12 protein-coding genes are annotated in these 19,580 nt (G+C 38.5%); 4 read left to right on the top strand and 8 right to left on the bottom strand.

From position 1 onward, the window contains the following. Nucleotides 1-222: 222 nt before the first annotated feature. Both MSBR3_RS07265 and thiI read left to right on the top strand, forming a co-directional pair. The gene (locus MSBR3_RS07265; RefSeq protein ID WP_048107330.1) at nt 223-3,666 is read left to right on the top strand and encodes a tetratricopeptide repeat protein; all 3,444 of its coding nucleotides are present in this window, start codon (nt 223-225) and stop codon (nt 3,664-3,666) included. 336 nt (nt 3,667-4,002) lie between these two features. Further along, the gene (gene thiI, locus MSBR3_RS07260; RefSeq protein ID WP_230627946.1) at nt 4,003-5,313 is read left to right on the top strand and encodes a tRNA uracil 4-sulfurtransferase ThiI; all 1,311 of its coding nucleotides are present in this window, start codon (nt 4,003-4,005) and stop codon (nt 5,311-5,313) included. A gap of 178 nt (nt 5,314-5,491) precedes the next feature. On the opposite strand, the gene MSBR3_RS07255 is transcribed toward thiI, so the two are convergent. From MSBR3_RS07255 to MSBR3_RS07225, 8 genes are all read right to left on the bottom strand, one after another. Continuing rightward, nucleotides 5,492-5,914: a response regulator gene (locus tag MSBR3_RS07255; RefSeq protein WP_048110161.1), complete on the bottom strand. Its 423-nt coding sequence runs from the start codon at nt 5,912-5,914 to the stop codon at nt 5,492-5,494. A 915-nt stretch (nt 5,915-6,829) separates the two neighbouring features. After that, nucleotides 6,830-7,273: a response regulator gene (locus MSBR3_RS07250; RefSeq protein WP_048107329.1), complete on the bottom strand. Its 444-nt coding sequence runs from the start codon at nt 7,271-7,273 to the stop codon at nt 6,830-6,832. 38 nt (nt 7,274-7,311) lie between these two features. Then, nucleotides 7,312-10,548, bottom strand: a complete 3,237-nt coding sequence (locus tag MSBR3_RS07245; RefSeq protein WP_155396752.1) for a PAS domain-containing protein — start codon at nt 10,546-10,548, stop codon at nt 7,312-7,314. A 1,042-nt stretch (nt 10,549-11,590) separates the two neighbouring features. Beyond that, nucleotides 11,591-11,737 (bottom strand): hypothetical protein, encoded by a 147-nt coding sequence (locus tag MSBR3_RS20150; RefSeq protein ID WP_196297027.1) that lies wholly within the window; start codon nt 11,735-11,737, stop codon nt 11,591-11,593. 383 nt (nt 11,738-12,120) lie between these two features. Continuing rightward, nucleotides 12,121-12,804, bottom strand: a complete 684-nt coding sequence (locus MSBR3_RS07240) for an ABC transporter ATP-binding protein (protein ID WP_048107328.1) — start codon at nt 12,802-12,804, stop codon at nt 12,121-12,123. Between the two features lie 172 nt (nt 12,805-12,976). Next, nucleotides 12,977-14,146, bottom strand: a complete 1,170-nt coding sequence (locus tag MSBR3_RS07235) for an ABC transporter permease (protein WP_048107327.1) — start codon at nt 14,144-14,146, stop codon at nt 12,977-12,979. A 202-nt stretch (nt 14,147-14,348) separates the two neighbouring features. After that, complete coding sequence (locus MSBR3_RS07230) at nt 14,349-15,518, bottom strand: ABC transporter permease (RefSeq protein ID WP_048107326.1); 1,170 nt, start codon at nt 15,516-15,518, stop codon at nt 14,349-14,351. 25 nt (nt 15,519-15,543) lie between these two features. After that, nucleotides 15,544-16,692, bottom strand: coding sequence for a hypothetical protein (locus MSBR3_RS07225; RefSeq protein WP_048107325.1), 1,149 nt, complete (start codon nt 16,690-16,692; stop codon nt 15,544-15,546). A gap of 303 nt (nt 16,693-16,995) precedes the next feature. Between MSBR3_RS07225 and MSBR3_RS07220 the strand changes: the two genes are divergently transcribed. Together MSBR3_RS07220 and MSBR3_RS07215 are read left to right on the top strand one after the other, a co-directional pair. Then, on the top strand, nt 16,996-17,637 hold the full coding sequence (locus MSBR3_RS07220) for a TetR/AcrR family transcriptional regulator (RefSeq protein ID WP_048107324.1): 642 nt from the start codon (nt 16,996-16,998) through the stop codon (nt 17,635-17,637). 386 nt (nt 17,638-18,023) lie between these two features. Beyond that, nucleotides 18,024-18,989 carry a hypothetical protein gene (locus MSBR3_RS07215; RefSeq protein WP_048107323.1) on the top strand — a complete coding sequence of 322 codons (966 nt, stop codon included), beginning with the start codon at nt 18,024-18,026 and terminating at the stop codon, nt 18,987-18,989. The last annotated feature ends 591 nt before the right edge of the window (nt 18,990-19,580 follow it).

The raw sequence follows: 19,580 nt of genomic DNA, 5'->3' as shown, positions 1-19,580 counted from the left end.
TGGGATAACTTCTAAAATTAAGTTACAATGCATGTGACTGGCCTTTTATACTATCTAAATTATTCACCGGGGGAGCAAAAATATATTATATAGTTACTTTTATTCTTTAATCACTCATGCTTATGTAGATAGAAACCGTACAGAACAGTGAATACAGCGACAGTGTGAGACTCTTTGTGAAAAGTCTTCATAAGAACTCATTAGAATAAACCGGGGTATTTAATGAGCTCAGTTAGAAAAGGTAATTTGATTGTCAGTTCTTATATTCTCCTTGCTTTAATGTTATATTTCTTTTCAGGTTTTTTACCTGTAGCAGGAGCCATCACAGGTCAGGAACTGGCTGCAGAAAATGATGGAAAAACTAATGTGACCGATGTTAATGAAAAGACTGAAGTAAGTCCTGATCTCTCTGAGATAATGGCACAGCGCCCAGCTTCTATAGAAGGTCTTATTGACAAGGGGAACACGTTATACTCCCTTAAAAAATATCAACTATCTATGAACTGCTATAATGAAGCACTTAAGATCGATTCTAATTCGTCACTGGCCTGGTACGGAAAAGGACGTTCTCTGGCCGAACTGGGAAAGAATGCCGAAGCAGTTAATTGTTATCATAAGGCTCTTTTAACCTTTCCGATTTCTTCCGAAAACTGGTATGATAAGGGCAACAAACAGCTTGAGCTAAAAAAATATGTTGAGGCCGTTAACTGCTACGATAAAAGCTTTGCAGCCGATACCTATCTCGCCACAGTGTGGTATCGAAAAGCTCTTGCTTCTGAGCAGCTAGGTCTTGATCAGGAAACTCTGAACTCTTATGAAAAATCTATTGAACTTAACTCCAATTCTTCCAACTCTCTGCGGATGAAGGGAATGGCTTACATCGGACTTGAGAAGTATCCTGAGGCAATTAAATGCTTTGACAGCGCTCTTAATATCACGCCTAACAATGGTGAACTCTGGTATCAAAAAGGAGCAGTTCTTGATAAATCCGGTGATTACGAAACTGCAATAGATTGTTATGACAAGGCAATTTCTTTTAATCCGGATATTGTGGATGCCTGGCATAATAAAGGTATTAACCTTGAAAAAATGGCAATTTATGATGAGGCGCTTACTTGCTATGAATTTGTTCTTCTGTCAGAACCTGAAAATCTTGATGTTTTACAGAGGAAGGGTGTATGCCTTGAGAAGCTTGGAAGAAACGAAGAAGCTCTGAAATGCTATGATGAAGTTCTGGTTTACAATCCTGGTAATTCCGAGGCCTGGTATAGTAAAGGCTCTCTGCTTAATAAAACAGGCCAATATGACGCTGCAATAGCGTGTTATGATAAAGCGCTTAACCCGGACACAGGAATTCAGGTTGAGGAAATCGGAAGTGATTCACTTGAACAGCTAAGTGTTTACGAGGTTGCACTTCCGTCTTATCCATTAAATCCTGAATTTAAGTCACCCACAGTTAAGATATGGTACGAGAAAGCCCTGTCTTTTGATAAGCTTGAAAAGTACGATTCTGCGATTGAGTGTTATGATAAGGTTCTTGAAACCGAGTCTGAACATGCTGTTGTCTGGTATATGAAAGGCATGGGCCTTGAAAAGCTTGGCAAGTATGAAGAAGCAGTTGAATGCTATGACCAAGCTCTGAAACTGGACTCCGGGTATGCTAAAGTATGGTACCAGAAAGGCTTAGACTCTTCAAAAATCAAAGACTACAAAGATGCAGTTGAAAGCTATGATAAAGCTCTCGATATTGAAGAAAACTATACATTTGCCTGGTCTGGTAAGGCTTTCGCCCTGGCGAAACTTGGAAAATGTGAAAGCTCGCTTACATGTTACAACAAAGTCCTTGAGGCTGTACCAAGCAGTGCAGCTGCCTGGTACAATAAAGGGCTAGTTCTTGATGAACTCGGAAAGCATGAAGAAGCTTCAGAATGCTATAACCAGACTCTTCTGATAGATCCCGAGTATTCTGCTGCACGCTTTAAGTTGAACAAAAGCATGGAACAGGACTCAATAACTCCAGTATCAGAGCAAGTTAAAAACAATAGTACAGATGCCAATCCTGCCCAGGTGCTTTCTGGAGGTTTCTGGGCTTATCTTCTGAATTATGAGTACATGAGCTCAGAAGACCATGCCGAACCTTCTGAAGATTTGAACCTTTTTAGCCCCGAGGTCAGTTACGATACTGCATGGTATGGAAAAGCCTCTATCTACAGTAAACTCGGAATGTACGATGATGCACTGACTTCTTATGATATGGTGCTTGCAATTAATCCTGCACGTGCTGAGGCCTGGTATGAAGAAGGCTTGATACTTGATAAGTTAAATAGAAGTGAAGAAGCTCTGGAATGCTACAAGAAAGCCCTGGACCTTGACCCACAGTCAAGTAGAGCCCTATATGGGATAGCTTCTACTGTAGGCAATCTTGGAAAGCTTGAAGAAGCAGTCAGTTACTATGACCAGTTGCTTGCTCTAAACTCCAGCAATTCAGATGCCCTCCTTGGGAAAGGTCTTGCCCTCTCTAATCTGAGCAGGTATGATGAGGCAATCTCCTGTTACACTACACTTCTTAACTCTGAGCCTGAAAACATTGAGGCTCTCAGAAGTCGGGCTCTTGCTCTATCGAAATCCAATAAACCCGATGAAGCACTGTCAGACTACGATAGAATAATTAAGCTTCAGCCTGAAAGTTCCCAGGTCATGGCCGAAAAAGCCTCTTTACTGGAAGCACTTGGTAGATACGAGGAAACTGCTGAATGTTACGAGAGAATGCTTGAAATCTCGCCGGATGACAGGGAGATTATTTACAAACAGGGAAAAGCCCTGGAAAACAGCGGAGACTTTGAGGGTGCAGTAGGCTGCTATGACAGAATTCTTGAACTGGACCCTGGAAATGTGGACGCCTACAATAAAAAGGGCTTTGTGCTCTACAAGCTGGAAAAATACCAGCAAGCTATTGACTGTTACAATAAGGCTCTGGAATATAGTCCAGATAATGTTACGGCCTTGTATTTCCAGGGTTGCACTTATCTTACGTTAAGCAGCAATAAAGCATCTCTTAATTGTTTCAACAAAACAATAGAGCTTAAACCTGATTGTATCACAGCCTGGTATAACAAAGGATACATCCACAATATGATGGGAGAAACTGAAGAAGCAGTTTCATGTTATGACAGCATCCTTGCAATTAACCCGAACTCAGCTTCGACCCTTTACAACAAACGTTTTGCTCTTTACACTCTAAAGAAACTAGATGAGGCTGCTATATGCAAGGCAAAATTGGACGAAATCGATCCTGGTTTTGTTGACGCTCTACAGAAAAGAGGAACTAAGTTCTTCCTTCCTGAGTATTATGACAGCACTCTGAATTACTCTCTACCTTCAAGATGGTATGGAGGAGAAGAGAATATTTCAGGAAATGTAAGTGCAAACATGACTGAGCTTTCTCAATCAGGAAAAATAACTGATCCTTCCTACAGTCCGGAATACAATAGCAGCAACTATACTGAACTTGATGAGGGACAGGAGAATGGGAACTATACTGAGCTTGATGAGGGACCGGAAAACGGGAACTATACTGAGCTTGACGAGGGGTGGGAAAGTGAAGACCCAGGTTACTGGTATGTTCCCGAACCTGATGAGGAAAGAGCAAATAGTAGTAAAGAATGAAGTATTACGGAATCCGGTTAAGACTCGAGTTCCGGAAGATTGAAACCCATAAATCTTTTCCGGTATGCAGTTAAATGCGTACTGGTACTATTTTCCTTTATATTTTTATGGTACTGACATGGCTTATTAACTCTTTTCATCTGGTTCATAGCTTTTTATTAACTTTTTCTTCTTACTTGTTAACTCTCTTACTCATTAACTCTCTTACTTATTAACTCTCTTACTTATTAACTCTCTTACTTATTAACTCTCTTACTTATTAACTCTCTTACTTTCATAAATCAAATTCTTTATCCTGAAAGTTTTAAACTTCATGCCGTCCTAACGTTAGCATCCATGACAGACAATTCCAATGAAATCGAAGTAAAGCCTAAGGCAGATACCCATACCTCGAGAGAAAGCAAGAATACACCGGAAAACTATATCGAAAATCCAGATAATCCTGGTTCTGATCCTTCTTCTTTAAGGTCTGAAGCTCCATCTAATGTAGTCATAGTTCGGTATGGTGAACTTGCCCTTAAAAGTACAGGAGTTCGTAACTGGTATGAGAAAATTCTTATGAAGAATATTGCGGCAATGCTGGATTCTCGAGATATTCCATATTCCCAGGTACGGAGGGAATGGGGCCGAATATTTATTGACACTACGGATTTCAGTGCGGCTGAGGCTGCTGCTGATGTTTTTGGGGTTGTCTCTACTTCTCCTGCATTGACGACTGAACCGACCCTTGAGAGTGCAGCCATTGTATGTGCTACCCTGGCCAAGGACCTGGTTTTAGAAGGCGAATCTTTTGCCGTAAGGGCCAGAAGAAGCGGAAATCATCATTTTTCTTCAGTGGACATAGGTAGAATCTGCGGGGATGCCGTCTGGAGTGCTCTGGAAAATAAAGGGAAGCATCCCAGAGTTGACCTGAGTTCTCCTGATAAGGAAATTTTCGTGGAAATGCGGCAAAATTTTGCTTACATTTACCTGGAAACGTTTAACGGAGTCGGTGGTCTTCCTCTCGGCACCCAAGGAAGCATGGTTATTTTAATGTCCGGCGGGCTTGACTCCCCAGTTGCAGCCTGGCTTATGATGAAACGCGGAGTTATGATTATTCCCGTATACTGCAACACTTCGCCCTATGCCGAGAATGCCGCAAGAGAACGCGCTTTTGAATGTATTCGTCAGCTTCAGAAGTGGGCTCCGGGACATCAGCTTACAACTTACGAGATCCCTCATGGTCCTAATCTCAAAGCCTTTATAGACATATGTAAACGAAAAAATACCTGTCTTCTCTGCAAACGCATGATGTACCGGGAAGCTTATGAGGTTATGAAAAAAGAAGGTGCAAGTGGAATTATTACCGGTTCTTCCCTGGGACAGGTAGCTTCCCAGACTGCTGCCAATATGTATGCTGAAATCTATCAGCTTGCTATCCCCATTTATCATCCTTTGATAGCTTTTGATAAAACAGAGATAATAGATATTGCCCGCAAAATCGGAACCTATGATATTTCCAGTCAACCCGCAGGCAGCTGCACTGCTGTGCCTGAGCGGCCTGAAATTGGAGCAAATTATGACCTTGTTGTACTTGAAGAACAAAAAATGGATGTCGAAACCATGGTTCTCAATGCTATGAAAGCAGCAAAAGTCCTTAAACTCTGAAAAAGGTGATGACTCTTTATATTGTTTTTAGTAATTTCAATTAACTTTAATATCTTCAATTAACTTTAATATCTTCAATTAACTTTAATATCTTCAATTAACTTTAATATCTTCAATTAACTTTAATATCTTCAATTAACTTTAATATCTTCAATTAACTTTAATAACTTCAATTAATTTAATAACTTTTATCTTTAACTCTAACCACTCTCTTGTTTTTCTTTTTTGACCGGTTTTTAAGAAGAGCAGTCTCTATATTTTTGTATAAGTCTTCTTCTTTGAAGGGCTTTGAAATATATCCTTCCGCATCCGTTAGATTCGCTCGTTCAAGGGTCTCAAAATCCGTACAGGCAGTAAGGTAAATTATGGGTATTCCAAAGCGTGATTTAATAATTCGGGCCGCTTCAATTCCATCCATATCTCCTTTTAGCATAATATCCATTAAAATCAGGTCAGCGTTTGTAAGCTCAGCTTCTCTTATTGCTTCTTCCCCTGAAACCGCAGTGCTAGGAACTGCGTACCCCAGATTCTTCAGCCGAATTTTAATATTTAAAGCCACAATAGCCTGGTCTTCTACAACTAGAATTTTCGTTTTGTCCATTTTTTCGTCCATTTTTCATCCATCTTTATGTTTTGGATTATGTTCCTTTCTTTGTCTTTTTACTGTTTTTTAACAATCTCTAAAGTTGCGTTTCTCTAAAAATATATGTTCAAAATCGCATACTTCTAAAACTGCATCCTATCATCTTGATTTTCCCCTTTAACGAAGTAACTGCAAGCTATAGGTTACATATGTTGTAGAGTAGAAAACTCCCATCTTACTCTCAGGTTTACTTATGACCACCAAAAATTATATGGTTAATATAACTCTTTTTTTATTAATTTTACTGTTGCCTGCAAGCCTTTTGAAAAAAGATTTTATTGAAAATCCCATAAATGCTTGAATTTGAGATCCTTACTCCCCAAACCCTATAGGCGTGCTCACAAGCCTTTTGAGAAAAGGCTTGAGCGCAAACTTTTTTAAAAAAAGTTTGATCAAAAACCTCTAGTCACAGCGTGCTCACAAGCCTTTTCTCAAAAGGTTTGAGCGAAAACCAGAGAATCATTAGATTTGAAAAACTTATCCCCAAACCCTATAGGCGTGATCAACCGGCGCAACGGTTGCTAGACAACGAATATTCTAAATGAGCGTTTTAATACTTTCAGCTTTTTGTGGGTCTCACTGATTCGAAAAGGAAGTAAATAGGATGTTTTTAGTGAAAGAAACCTTTCTGAAGAAAAAATTTTCTCAGTTTCAATGTTACAGGTAAATTAAAATAGTGTTTTTGTCTTTTACATAATAGGATTTAGAGGATTCTTTTACCAATGGCTGAGATTATTCCCTCTGCTATTTTTCTCCAATCTCAATTCTACTTTTTTCTGGTTTTCAAATTCTCTATGTCCATTAAGGATTCATTCTATAATTTTTACGAGATTTCACAGGTCCAGATTTGTGGTGAAAGGTTGCAGTAAATGTTTACTCAGGAGTCTTTTCATTTTCTTTTTCATTTTCCTTTTCAGCTTCTCTTTCGGCTTCTTTCTTTTCTGCTCTGTGTTTATGAAGTGCCATTTCGATATTGCTGTGCAGATCCTCTTCCTTAAAAGGTTTAGAGATATATCCTGCAGGCTCTGTTGTTTTTGCCCTCTCAAGAGTTTCGTCATCAGTATAGGCTGTAAGATATAGTACTGGAATCCGAAGTCGGTTTTTTATCTCACGGGCAGCTTCAATTCCATCCATTTCTCCTTTTAACATAATGTCCATCAAAACAAGGTCTGCGTTCGTTAACTCGGCTTTTCTTATTGCTTCCTCTCCTGTGGACGCAGTACCCGGCACGGTGTAACCAAGGTTTTTCAGTTTGTTTCTAATATTGAGAGCCACGATATTCTGATCTTCGACAACCAGAACTTTTGCTTTTTTCATTGTATCTCCCCTTTTATATTGGATAAGCCTCTGGATAATCAGTTGTTTTCCTTAAATACTATTTTGAAGCTAGTCTCTGAACCTTTTTGAAGTTCAATTGTACCGTCCAGTTGCTCAACAAGAATGTTTACAAGCTGTAGACCCAGAGAACCAGTACTCCTGAAATCAAGTTTTTCCGGAAAACCCAACCCATTGTCCGAAACTACCAGCGAATATTGACTATTTTTATTAATTGAGCTCTTTGCACCATTATTATTAGTGATATTACTTATACTTTTATTCTTTACATTCTCTTCAGTCTTGCAGAGTTTTATTCGGATTTCTCCTTTTCTGCCCTGGGGGAAAGCATGTTTCAAAGAATTGGATACAAGCTCATTAATAATTATCCCCAGAGGAACTGCAGTGTCCATTCCGAGAAAAATCTCTTGAATATCCAGAAATGTTTTGATGTCATCTTTTCTGATATTGTATGAATGAAGGAGATCTGAAGTCAGGTTTTGAAGATAGTCCGAAAAATCAAGAGTCTCGCTATTTTCTGATCTGTAAAGTTTCTCATGGATTATAGCCATGGTAGTAATCCGATTTTGGCTTTCTCGGAAAGCCTCAAGGACTTCCTTTTCACTAAATCTTTCAGCCTGGAGTTCCAGAAGGCTGGAAATAACCTGGAGGTTATTCTTTATGCGGTGATGAATTTCTTTCTTACGGATTTCTTCTATTTTCCTCAGAGACTCTTCGGCTTCTTTTTGTCCGGTTATATCATAAATCGCGCCTTGCAGGATCCTTTTCTTGCCTGTTGGGTCCGAAATATTCTGGACAATCTCGCGAACCCATTTTATTTTTCCTTCCCTGTGCCTTATACGATATTCGTTCTCTATGAGAAGTAGCGGATCATTCTTTAATCTTTCATTATTATTAACAAGTTTTTTCCAGTCATCAGGAAGAACAATTTGTTGCCAGTTTATTTTCCCTGAAGTGAAGTCTTCTCTTAGGTATCCTGTAATTTCCTCTACGCTTCCCTCCAGAAGAATGAGTTTGAAATCCAGATCTCCCTGGAAAGCTATTCCCCTAAAGTTCTTCATAAAAAATCTGTATCGTTCTTCGCTTTCTCTTAACTTTTTCGACGCAAGTTTTAACCCTGTAATATCTTTCATTACCCCGATTTCCCTGTAAGAGTGCCCCTGTTCATCTTTCAGAAAAATCCAGCTGTCTTCTACATAAAGATAGCTTCCGTCTTTCCTTCTGAATCTATAATCAGTGGTAAGTCTCTCTTCTCTCTTCCTGTACTTTTCCAACTTTTCAATAGTTTTCTTGCGGTCATCAGGATGAATATTTGCTTCCCAGTCATTTCTATTAAAACTTTGAAAGTCTTCCGGACTATACTGGGTAAGCTCTTTAACGGCTCCAGCCCATTCGATTTTACCTGTGAGCCTATCATGGTCATATACTATCTGACCTGTCTGTTCAGTCGCAATCCGATATCTTTCTTCACTTCTCTCAAGGCTTTCCTGAGCCAGTTTTAGTTTGGTTATATCTTTCATTACTCCGAGCAGTCTATATGCGTTCCCTTTCTCATCCCTAAGAAGCACTCCCCTATCCTCTACATAAATATAATTTCCATCCTTTCTTCTGAATCTGAATTCTTCCCTTAGCTTCTCCTCTCTTTCAAAAAAGATCCTTACTTTTTCTGTTACTTTTTTGCGGTCATCAGGATGAATATGCTCTAGCCATATTTCAGGACTAATTTTTTGGAATTCCTCAAAGTTGTAACCTGTAAGTTCTACAATAGCTCCTGCCCAATCTACTTTCTGTGTTTTTGTACTATAGTCATACACGATCTGGCCGGTCTGCTCGGTAGCAATCCGATATTTTTCTTCACTTTTTCTGAAGGTTTCCTCAGCCTCTTTACGCTGTGTTATATCAAGCATTACTCCGACAACTCCGGCTACTTCTCCTGAATTGTCCTGATAGGTAGCTTTATGGAAAAGAAAATCCCTGTTCACACCGTCGGCACAGACCACTTTGGTTTCGTAATAGTTGTTCCCCCCTTTTTCAATAAGGCTCCTGTCATCCTTAAGGTATATTTCTGCAAGCTCTTTCGGAACTTTTTTCCGAAACTCATGAAAAGAACCTCCTATAACCTTTTCTTTTGGAAGCCCCATTATCTGCCTGGCGAAACTCTCATTACAGTTTACGTATGTTTCATTCAGGTCCCTCTGGAAAACAGGGCTTGGAATACTATCAAGCAGGATTTCAAGAAACTGCACGTTATTCTGAAGCTTATTTTCGATTTTTCTTCTTTCCATTACTTCATGTACAAGTTTCTCATTTGCTTCCGTGTACGCAAGGGTCTCTTTTTCGACGAGTTCTTCCAGTTCTTGCTGATGAATCTGGAGTTCTTCCTCATAATGCAGGCGTTTTATGACCTCAGACAACAAAAAAGCGGCAGAATCAAGGAAATATTCATCATCCTCAGTAAATTCTCTTTTTTCTCGACTGTAAACTTCCACTAGCCCGAAAGGCTTATTTATATCTCCTATCAGGACTGATACTCCGCTGAGTATTCCGTATTGCCTGAGATACTCAATGCATTCAAAGCGGGTTTCGTTTTCGATATCTTTCGGGAGAATCGGTCTTCTCAAAACAAGGGTACATTCTGCCTGAGACTTCTTTTCTATGATAACACTGTCTATGGTTTTGTCTTTCCAGCCATACCCTGCTCTCATAATGAAGTTTCCGTCAGATTTGAGTTCCAGGATTCTGGAAAATTCTATATCAAGGCCTTTAGCAATAACCAGAGCACTTTCTTCCATAATCTCTTGAACGTTTTTGCATGTTAAGGACATCCTGTAGAGGTTACACAGTTTACTGAGGAAACGGTATTGCTTTTCTTTTTTACCAAGTTTTTCTTCGGTAAGGGCTTTGAGAGTTGTGTTAAATCCTTCAAGATTCACATACTCCTTTTTCGGAAAAGGGTAGAGTACTGTAAAGTATGTCGTTTCTCCTGCCTGAATTTCAAGATTTTCTGGATTTTCCTGTCTAAGAACTCTTCTTATACTGTGCCTTAACTCCTGAGGAACTTTTTCTCCCTCTCTTATACCCCAGTATTCGAGGAGAGCATTAGCTGCCTTGCTAGCACAAAGAACTGTTCCTTCTTTTCCTAGTCTCAGGAAAATGCTGGAGGTTATTGGAGAAAGCTCCTCTATAATTTTTTCTTTATATCTTTCTGGTATTTTTCCTGCTTTCTCTAGTAAATCATTACCTTTAATAACTTTCAATCCTCCATTTTTGATTTACATATTTTCCAGTTCACGGGAGTATGTATCAATACCTTGATTGAAATCCAGACAAACAGCATATTACGAGATTTTTCTACTTTTACACTCTTTATTTCTTTAGCTCAACATTTCTTAATTCCTTCAATTTAAAAAAATAATAAGGACCCATATGTGTTCACTATTTAAAAAGTTATATGATTTTGTCAGAATTTTTAGAAGTTTCGTAAGTTATTTAAAAATAGATAAATTAAAACAGAGTGGCTTAGGACACAATTTTTCTGAATATCTGCCAAGTATTGTCGTTTTACTCCAAATTGTCAGTTTACCCAAACATTCTCAGCCTGCAGAAAATTATCTTTGATTTTAAATGCTCCTATGTTTTAGCGGTAAAAAATGATAAAAACACTAATTTTAAAACTGTTTTCATAAAACTGTACAATTTGAGAGTTTATTATCCCTAGAGAGTTTACTATTCCTATTTTTTGACGAATTACTTTTAACAACTCTGTAAATTTTTATGAATCAAAATTTGATTTACAGTCAATTACAGTTGGTTTTTGTGACAATTTGATATTAATTTTTAAAAAGTACAGTACATAATAAAATCATATTTAATATTTATTTATTGTTCGTTAAAATAACATTTTATAGGCAAATATTTTTTGTTTGCGAACAATTTTTCATATAATTTATTTTAAATAATTTTAGGAATAATTATAGTTTGTAAACTGAAGAGAACAGATCAAAGCGAACGGATAAAAAAGAATTTTAGACCACGGTAGAAAAAATGGATGGATCAACTCAATGGGAAAGTGACTGGTAGGGTATGTGAGTAAGGAATTGCCTGGAAGAGGTTCAATCCGAATATCATACGATGGGATGTTTTCGGAATTACTGTATCGGGGGCTACAGTAAAATGAACAAAACTCTTCCAGGCTCTTTCTAATCCTTTTAAAAGGGGTTTTCAATGTTTTAGTCGCTTTTTAGGGCTTTAATGCCCTTTTGATACCTTAATTACTTTTTAAAATTTTCAATTGTTTTTCTAAGTTTTTAATTGTTTTTCTAAGGCTTTAATTCCTTTTAGGATTTTAATTCTTTCTAAGACATTAATTACTTTTTCAGGAATTTCAATTGTTTTTGCTTGATATTTTCTTGAACCTGCGTATCCGTAAAGTAAAATCAACTTCAAATGTTTTTAACTAAGGCAGTTTTAGAAAAATTATATGTCCAGTGGACACATAGTCAAGAACCTGACTCAAGAATAATGGCATCAACCAGTATTTTCCAGCCACTCTTATACGACAACAGCAATATTTTTATGATTGATGTTCATTATATTTAAAAGATAAAGGGGGAAAATACGCGTGCAATTTTCAAAACAAATGAATAGACTAATACTTCTTGTAGCAGTTATTGCTATAATCGCTATCGGATATTACTTTGTCTTAGAGTCACATAGTCTCGCTTTCAAAATAATTCACACATAACGTTTTACCAGAATTTCCATTGTTTCTTTTCTCCTGGTGCTTCAACTATCTTTTACTATCTTTCCTTTTACATGTTCCACATTCCTTACTGAGCCGTAATTTTCCCATCCACAAGCCTGATAACTCTATCAGCTTTTAAAGCCATATCATCGTTATGAGTAACTACGATAAATGTCTGATTATACTCCTTATTCAACTGCCTGAGAAGTTCGTAAATCCTGTCACCTGTTTTTGTATCGAGATTACCTGTCGGTTCATCCCCAAGTACAATTGCAGGAGAACAGCTCAATGCTCTTGCTATTGCAACTCTCTGATTCTGTCCTCCTGAAAGTTCACCGGGTTTGTGATCCATCCGGTCTTCAAGTCCTACTTCTTTCAGGAGTTTTTCGGCAGTTTCCTTTGCTTCTTTCCTCTTTTTCCCAGCAATCAAAAGTGGCATCATTACGTTTTCCAGGGCTGTAAAATCAGGGAGCAAATGATGATATTGGAAGACAAAACCAAGCATCCTGTTTCTGATCTCAGAACGTTCTTTGTCAGACATATTTGTTACGTTATTCCTGTCTATCAGTAGAGTGCCTGAACTCGGAGTATCCAGCAAGCCTATTAAGTGCATAAGTGTACTTTTACCTGATCCTGATGGTCCGACAATTGCCACGAATTCCCCCTTCTTTATTTTCAGATTTGCATTATCGAGAGCACGGAATTCCATTCCGTTTTTATAGGTTTTTGTCAGATTTTTAAGCTCGATTATTGGGTTTTCTTCTGTCATATCTACGCCTCAAGAGTTATTGATATTTAGACATCCAAAGTTTTACCGACTCTGTTTGATTTCAACTTAGTAAGTTCTCAACTTTTATGTGAACATTCTTAAATATATAAGTAAATTCTACGCTGAAACCAGGCAGCAAATAGTTTTTTTACACCAGCGAAAGTGTATCATATCAGGCACTTTCTATGGCTTTTACAGGATCAAGCTTTGCAGCTTTTCTTGCAGGGTAGATACCTGAGATTATATTAATTATGAAGGCGAAGAAAGCAGCATATACGAAGTTTAGAGGTTCGACTTCAAGAGGAAGTGTCTGGAGCCCGAAATACATCTCCTGAGGGACTGCAATTTTATAACTCTGCAGAGTAATGGTTGCAATATAACCCAGGATAGTGCCCAAAACCAGCCCAATAGCTCCGAGAATCACAGACTGGAAAAGAAAGACAATCATTATGCTTTTTTGAGAGGCTCCCATAGCTTTTAATATGCCTATTTCTCGGGTTCTCTGGGCAACAATGGTAATCAGAGTATTTGCAATCCCGAAACCTGCAATTCCGTAAATAAGAATATAGAAAATGTTTACGAAAACCTTCTGAGTGTTTAGAAGGTTAAGAATTTCTGCATTTGCTTCTATCCAGCTTACTGCGTTAAGCTCGGTTTCCCTTTCAATTGAACTTGCAATACTATCTGCCTTATATGGATCTGCAACCCTGATCCCTATTGTGCTTACAACTCCGGGTTCATTGAAAAATTCCTGTACCGAGTCCAGCCTTGCATAAGCTGTTACCTCATCTGCAGCCGTTCCTGTGTGGATCAGACCTATAACCTTAAAAGAAGTTGTTTTTGAGCCCGGAAATACCGCATCTACCCGATCCCCAGGCTGAACCTCAAGATTTTCCGCAAGCTTATCTCCAAGTACTATTCCGTGCCTTGTATGGGTAAGCGATAGAAAGCTCCCTTCTACTATATCCTTGCTTACTCGCATAACCTTATCTTCAGCCTCAGGTTCAATTCCCTGAAGTGAAATACCTTCTGCATTGTCCTTATGTTCCAGGGCTGCCTGACCCAGATATTTAGGAGATACCGCTATAACTCCTTCTTTATCCGAAATCAGGGCTGAATTGTATCTGTAAAGATGAATAAACCCTTCTTTTTCATCCTGAGGATTGATAACAATATGGGGATTATTCTCAGTACTGGACTTTATAAGCTCTCCTTGAAAGCCAGAAAGCATTGCCATCATTACCGTAATTACAGCGACGGCAAGGGCAACTGCAAGTATGGCAAAAAAGGTTTGCCTTTTTCTGGAAAAAACTTGCCTCAAAGCAATTTTCAATTCATACATCTGAATTAGCTCCTGGAAATAGTACATCTTAGGATTTTTAGTCAGCGGAGAATTCCTTATTTTCCAGAATATCCTGTCTATTGAAGTATTTTTTAATATTGTTTAATAATTTCATCTGAATAAGTCCAGGGAATAACCTTAAACCTGTATTTACTTTGAACCGATAAATTCTATACTTACTTTGAACTGATAAATTCTATACTTACTTTGAACTGATGGACTTTACAGGATCGAGTTTAGCTGCCTGCTGGGCAGGATAAATCCCGGCAATAAGGTTCAGCAGGAAAACTGCAAGAATAATGACCAGAATATCCCCTATCCTGATTACAATGGGAATAGTTGTAAGGCCGCCGTAAAGTTCCGAGGAGGCAGCTGGCATTTCGTATTGTCCTATTCCCAGAGAAACTGCAACTCCTGTAAGAGTCCCAACAAGAGCACCTAATAAACCCAAAATACCGCTTTGAAGCACAAAGATTGTTCTGATACTGGAAATGGTAGCTCCCATGGCCCGTAGCATACCTATCTGACTTGTTGCACCGATAACTGAAAGATTCAGAGCGCTAACCACTCCAAAAGAAGCAATAACTACAATCAGACCAAGGACTACATTGTTGGAGGTAGTTTCTATCGCGATTGTCCTGAGGATTTCAGGGTTGGTTTCTGTCCACCCTCTTGCCTTATAACCGGTCTTTTCTATCTTAGCAGCAACTTCCCTGTCCCTGTTAAAATCTTCAAGCCTGACAGAAAGACCGTTAATTACGTCCGGAACGTTGTAGAACTCCTGAGCAGTATCCAGAGATATATAAGTAAGGGATTCGTCCAGAGGAGAGCCTGTATGGAAGATTCCAACCACTCTCAGGGACAGAGGGTTTGCATTGGGAAAAGACACATTAACCGAGTCTCCGGGATTAACCTCAAGCTTATCTGCCAGTTTCGAGCCAATTACAATTGTGTTTCTGGAGTATTCAAGGTCCCTGAAATCTCCTTCAACCATGTCAGTTTCAATATCGCTGATATTATTTTCCTTTAAAGGTAGAACACCTTTCAACTCGGCGTTATAGGAATTTGTTTTGAACCTGAAGGAAGCTTTTCCCGTAAGAAAAGGAGAAACTGTAGAAACGCCTTCTATTTTTTCGATATTGTCCACAAGGGTTCTGTAAAGGTAAATATAGTCCTCATCTTCTTGCGGAGATACCGATACATGAGGAAGTTTATTTACCGTAGTACTATAAAGTTCATCTGTGAAACCAACCATAAGAGCCTGAGAAACGGTAAGTACCATCACAGCAAGAGCTATAGCTCCAACTGAAAGAATTGTCTGGAATTTCCTTGCCCTAATCTGCCTGAGTGCGATAAAGAGTTCATAACGCATAGGACTCACAGCCTTAGATCTGGTTTCAAATTTTACTTCTAAAAAGGATATAAATCACAGAAAGCCCTGAAACTAAAGTTGCCGCAGAAAAACCCGGAGTTCCGTTTTCACCTGAAGCTTCGGTTTCTGAAGTAGTGTTATTTACCGGGCTAATGCTGGAATTCCGGGAGAGATCTGATTCGATAACTGTTTCCCTGTGTTCAATAGCATCACCATCGTTTCCCAGAAGTTCGATTTCAAGCCTGTAGATCCCTTCCGGAAGCTTGTGGCTCCAGGCTACTTCAACGGTTTCGTCATCATCGTTCAGCAATACCGGAACCTTTTGCTGGACAGATTCAACAAGACTGGTATTCCCTTTTTCAGAATTTGTGTTCAGTTTGTATACCGAAAAAACAAGGCTTCCTTCAAAAGGCACCTGAGAGCGCCCGTAAACAGTGGCACTCGCTCCAGTCTCATCTTTGTAAATATCGGTAATCTCCGCATCGTCTCTGGCAGTAAATTGTTCGACTGAGCTTATGATCTCTCTTTCAGGGGAATAAACCTGAATCTTTACTTTTCCGGTATACTCTTTATTGTTTTCAAGAAGTGTACCCCAGGGAGCGGAAAAAATATCAGGAGCGCTGGTAAGTGATAATTTTTCAGATTTTGTTGTATAAACAACGTCCGAACCATTTACAAGCATATATTCAATATCAAAAAGTGAGGCTTCTTTCGGAGAGAGTGCGACACTAATTCCCTGTGAGTTAGCGACCAGGTCATTGACCTGAAGCCTTAATGCAGAGTTGGTGGCGTAAGCAAAATTATACTTAGCCTCTGAGAGAGCCTTATTTCCTTCAAGAAGCCTGGCCTTTAACTTATAAGCTCCGCGTTCAGAACTTCCTACATTCCAGAAACCAACCTTTGTCACCTGTTCATTTGCAGGAATATTTTCTATTGGAAGTACCTGTTTGTCAAGTGTTTTCTCGTCTGTTCCCATGGATCTGACAAGGAGCACCTCAAGACTCAAATTGTTTTCTGGCTGGTCTGAGTAAAGGGTTATATCAAAGGACTCAAGATCGCTATAAAGATCAGCTATGTGCGCTGTATTCATTTCTTCAGTATGAGAATTCTCGGATGCAGAGGCCGGAAAAACTGATATCAGGTAAAAAATAAGTAAAAAAAGTGCAGTTTTCATTGTCTTTTACCCCGGTTCTGTATTATAATAATTATTAAAACGTATTTATAAAATTTATTGAAATGGGTTTCAATTAAAGATATTGAATTATTTCTGGACTTTGTATAAAATTCTACTGATCTTTTATGCATACAACTTATTAATAAAGATTTTGAACATTGTTCACTTAAAGTATTAGTGCATATAATTTATTAACAGAAGTTTTGACTATTGTTCACTTGGAGTATAAATTCATACAATTTATTAACAGCGGTTTTGAATATTGTTCACTCAGGAGATACCAGATCACTCAGGAGATACCAGATGCAGGATAAAAAAACTGTTCAAGAAGATCGAAAAAACATGAAACGGGATAAAAAAGCGAAAATTATCTCTATTCAGGACGCAATGTGCATGTTAATAGAGACAAAAGGTTATGAAAATGTAACCATCCGAGACATAGCTGAGGCTGGCGGTGTGAGCATAGGACTGATCTACAAATATTTCCCGGGAGGTAAGTTTGACATCCTTAAGGAAATTAGCTATCGATATACGGACGAGCTACTGATGACAAATAAGTCCGGAAATATTGATTTTAATGATTTTCCTGGCTACATAAGGAATGTAATAAAAAATATGCAGCAATACACCAGAGATAACATATCTTTGTCAAAAGCGTTGATCATAGCCGCACTGCTCGACGACGGGATAGTGGAGGAAATCAAAAATCTGGATTTTAAAAACGAGTACTACAAAGCTGTGTCCGAACTTTTTTGCCGTTTCAATGGCGTTGAGATAGGCGATAAAGACCCTCTTGAAGTCCTTATTGACTGGGGAATTGCGGTAAAAGGAGTTATCCAGTGCGACTTAATTTATTCCCTATCCCTCATCAAGAGCGAAGAATCCCTGATCGACTTGATGGTCGATATATCTTTGAGGATCTGGGGATATCAGAATACATCATGAGCTTGTTTTACTGAACAGTTTCCTGGAACCGGAAAGATAGCTTTTTAAAATATTTTCTAATCCAGATTGTGGGTTTTGAGGAAAAGGATGATGACGAGGAATTTGAAGAGAAAATGGAGAGACTGACTGCGAACTTTCGGAGCAGTTCAGGAAATTAAAGGAACTGGAGAGGAAAATAAAAGAGAATCTGGCAGGGCCTGGGTATGAAATCTAATTCAAGCTAGTAGAGTCTGAAATATCTCAAATCCTTGAGCTATGAAAAGTTTTCACTGAAAGTAAAGAAAAATTAAACTTACAAACGAAGCTTAAAAACTAAGTTTTTAAACACATGCTGCTAAAATAAATATTAAGAAAAATATAAAATTATAGGTAAGCGGAGGCATGCTATGAGTCCTGATACTGGGAACAAATTCACTGAAGGGGAAGATTACTCACTTTCCCGATATCTAAAATCCGATACTCCGGAAACAAACAAAATTAAAAGTCTGCAAGGAAAGGAGTATGAATACGGTGATTATCTGGGAACTATTGAATACTCGATTGCAAGATATTTTTATGAAAATGACCGGAAAATAAAGGATAAAGATGCAGTAGCAGCATTAACTGACATCAAAAATAACTACGATAAAAAAATCTCTTTTTTTAATCAGGGCCTTGAGACAGAAATAGTTGAAAACCTGATAGAGCTTCTTGATGATGAACCAATAAGCCATCATGAGTTTGAACTGGCAATCGACTATGTTCTGGAGATTATCGATAACAGGTCATGGATGGAAGACGAACAGGCGTACCTGAAGTGGGCCGCTTATGTTATGGGGCTTTTCACCGAAAAAGAGAGCGAAGAGTACGAAAAAAGCATCAAACAGTTTGCTGCCAAAATAGGCCTGTCCAGCAAACATGCAGATCTCATGCTTATGAAAGGAGATGAGGAAGATTATTTCGAATTTGTAGAAAACTACGAAGCAGAGGATAGAGAAGAACTAACTGAAGAGGAACTGGTTTCCGAAATGGAAAAAAAGTTTCTCTCAATGCCAGAAGACAAAAAGGTTGATTTCCTGCTGGAAAATGGCTCTGAATTCTATGAACTTGTAGGCCTCTATATCTCAGATCTGTCCGAAAGAGGCGAATTTGATAAAATCCAGGACCTGTACGAAAAGCTTACTGAAAAATACGATGACTTCCTTTACCTGTATGTTTACATGGGAGGAGTCTATGTCGAAAAAGACCCTGCCCTTGCTAAATCCTACTTAGAAAAAGCTCTGGAAACTCTGGATAGACTCGATGAACTTTCGAACTCTACCAGAGAAATGTTAAGAGCTAATTTCCTCAATCTTATAAATAGACTAGAATAACTTTCGAGTAACTTACATCACCCTAGTTCCGTCACCCTAGTTCCGTCACCCGAGTCCCGTCTCGGGAGGACGGTTCCGTTTCGCTCACTTCGTTCGCTCAAGCGGATTAATTTATGAACAAATAAGTTTCATTTCTCAAATCCCGTCTCAAGGAGGAGGGGCCCTTTTTGCTACGCTCAAGAAGGCTGAATTACAAATATTTTTGGTCCATGCAACCATATTCACCATAACGAGTCATTCTTGTCACGCTCGACGCAGGAGAGCGGCCATTCCGCAAAATTACAAAAAGAAGAATCACTAAAATAATAATAGTTATAGAAATAAGCACAAGAAAAATGAAATTAAACTCATTATTCCAAAAATCAGTTGATTCCAGTGGCGCATGGTACCAAATTTTCGATTAGCTACATATCTTCATCAGACAAAGGCTCTTTATATAATTCATCCACCCACCAGAGTTCACTCTTGCTTATTTATTCCTTTGGAGAAAACAAACCCAGCCAATCAGAAGAATGACATCACTTGTCGCACTTTTTCATTCAGGAATCATCCCAATTTCGGTTTCTTTAAATTTTGTTTCTAAGGCCAGTT

Source organism: Methanosarcina barkeri 3, assembly GCF_000970305.1.
Classification (GTDB): domain Archaea; phylum Halobacteriota; class Methanosarcinia; order Methanosarcinales; family Methanosarcinaceae; genus Methanosarcina; species Methanosarcina barkeri_A.
Note: the sequence above shows the minus strand (reverse complement) of the source record. Positions and strands in the feature narration are given on the sequence as shown.

Bases quoted from the DNA above. Each gene is read 5' to 3' on its own strand.
- MSBR3_RS07265 (WP_048107330.1), top strand. From the start codon at position 223: ATGAGCTCAGTTAGAAAAGGTAATTTGATTGTCAGTTCTTATATTCTC.
- thiI (WP_230627946.1), top strand. From the start codon at position 4,003: ATGACAGACAATTCCAATGAAATCGAAGTAAAGCCTAAGGCAGATACC.
- MSBR3_RS07255 (WP_048110161.1), bottom strand. From the start codon at position 5,914: ATGGACAAAACGAAAATTCTAGTTGTAGAAGACCAGGCTATTGTGGCT.
- MSBR3_RS07250 (WP_048107329.1), bottom strand. From the start codon at position 7,273: ATGAAAAAAGCAAAAGTTCTGGTTGTCGAAGATCAGAATATCGTGGCT.
- MSBR3_RS07240 (WP_048107328.1), bottom strand. From the start codon at position 12,804: ATGACAGAAGAAAACCCAATAATCGAGCTTAAAAATCTGACAAAAACC.
- MSBR3_RS07235 (WP_048107327.1), bottom strand. From the start codon at position 14,146: ATGTATGAATTGAAAATTGCTTTGAGGCAAGTTTTTTCCAGAAAAAGG.
- MSBR3_RS07230 (WP_048107326.1), bottom strand. From the start codon at position 15,518: ATGCGTTATGAACTCTTTATCGCACTCAGGCAGATTAGGGCAAGGAAA.
- MSBR3_RS07225 (WP_048107325.1), bottom strand. From the start codon at position 16,692: ATGAAAACTGCACTTTTTTTACTTATTTTTTACCTGATATCAGTTTTT.
- MSBR3_RS07220 (WP_048107324.1), top strand. From the start codon at position 16,996: ATGCAGGATAAAAAAACTGTTCAAGAAGATCGAAAAAACATGAAACGG.
- MSBR3_RS07215 (WP_048107323.1), top strand. From the start codon at position 18,024: ATGAGTCCTGATACTGGGAACAAATTCACTGAAGGGGAAGATTACTCA.